The sequence below is a fragment of the Pyrobaculum sp. genome (assembly GCF_049971835.1).
In the GTDB taxonomy this organism is placed as follows: Archaea; Thermoproteota; Thermoprotei; order Thermoproteales; family Thermoproteaceae; genus Pyrobaculum.
In genome coordinates, this window is sequence record NZ_JBMFKV010000349.1 from 1 (window position 1) to 1,522 (window position 1,522).

Here is a 1,522-nt window from a genome sequence, read left to right on the forward strand (position 1 = left end):
GCGCCACGTGATTTATGACATGTTGGTGATCTATATAAAAATCGCGGCCGCCACAGCGGTAGCTGTGTATCACCCCCCAGGAACCTAAATACATCTCCAGCGACTAGAAGCGCCGATGCTACGGCTCCACCCCACCCCGCACCCAGCCGCCCCGATCCCGCCAGCGAGGTCTACGCCTCTCTCCACAGCCCGGGCCGCCTGAGGGGGAGATGTGGTGTAATCGCAATCTTTCGATTAATTCAATTTTTTGTATAAAGTAAGAATAAATAGCGGAAGTTATTACCCACATGACTCGGCTAGGGTGGATAGCTGTGGGCTTCGCGCTGGCTTTAGTTGCGTTGCTGTCATTCACAACGGCGAATCGGGGAGGCGCCGTCTACGACAAGTTCGGCGTCAAAGTGACGGTGCAACAGTCAAGAGAAGGCGCCGAGGAAATCCAGATAGTCTTAAAGCATAGGGGGAGGGGTCTTGAACACGCCGCATTTATATACGCCCCGGGCGAGGGTGGGTGGCTCTATCTCGGCAACGGATCCCACAGAAGGACGGTGCCGCTCGGCAGGTTCGTTGCCGAGGGGGAGAGGTTGATTAACAGGCTGGGGTACGGGGGCGTGAGGGGGGTTAAGGTGGAGCTAGGCTTGCTAGTGTTTGCCCAGGTTTTTAACGTGACAGAGAAAGGCAGTAAGAAGATTTTAGAGGTCTACACAGACATATTCGCCGTCCCTCTCAACCCCTCTGAAGTTAGAGGAAGGCGCGTGGTGGTCGAGCGGGAGTTCATGCCCATCTACAAGATAGAACAACCGCTAGATGAGGACGCCTCCCAGCAGATAAGCGCGTGGCCGGGGACACCGCCTATAGACACGAGCCCGTGCTACGATTCGCGCAACCCCAAGCAGTTTGAGTACTGCTACTCGGGAAGCGCCTACACTTATTGCTACTACTGGGCCCAGGCCTCCTCCACATTTGCAGACACCGTAATAGCCCCACTAGCCACAGTATACCTAGACAGCGACGCCGGGCCGAAGATTCAAAGAGTGCAAACTGATGTGTGGATATACCTTTGTAGTTCCACAACAACATCTCTCAGTTTTGACATATCTGTGAAGGTACGCGGTTTGAAGCTACCGCGCTTGAGGCTGTCGCTAGCTACTGGAATAAGCTTTACACTCAGCGATATTTCCCAACGCATAGATTTTATAGATGTGTCAGGAATTGTATATAACTCTAGGTACGACTCTACACCGGCCCGGCTCTGGGATTACTTAAGAGGGAGATGCGGTCCCGTTTATCCTGGCGATAGTCTATACGACGATGGAGTCGTATACATCGGGATCCTGGGCGAGTTGAGGTATACCAAGTGGGTCTATGTGTATAACCGCTTCTCCCCGCCTAATTACTGCGAGGTGCAGGATCTAGACTACGCCGACGGTATTGCATTCTATCCGTGGGGCGATCCCAGCTACAACGGCGCCTTCTACCCGTACCTAGTGATAGACGATATGCCGTTCAGCCTAAAAGAAACAAA

General features: G+C 53.3%; 1 protein-coding gene. It reads left to right on the forward strand.

Going from position 1 to position 1,522, the window contains the following annotated elements; all coding sequences use genetic code 11:
• Nucleotides 1-287: 287 nt before the first annotated feature.
• On the forward strand, nucleotides 288-1,522 hold a 1,235-nt coding region (locus ACP5J3_RS14535), incomplete at its 3' end, for a hypothetical protein (protein WP_428496334.1).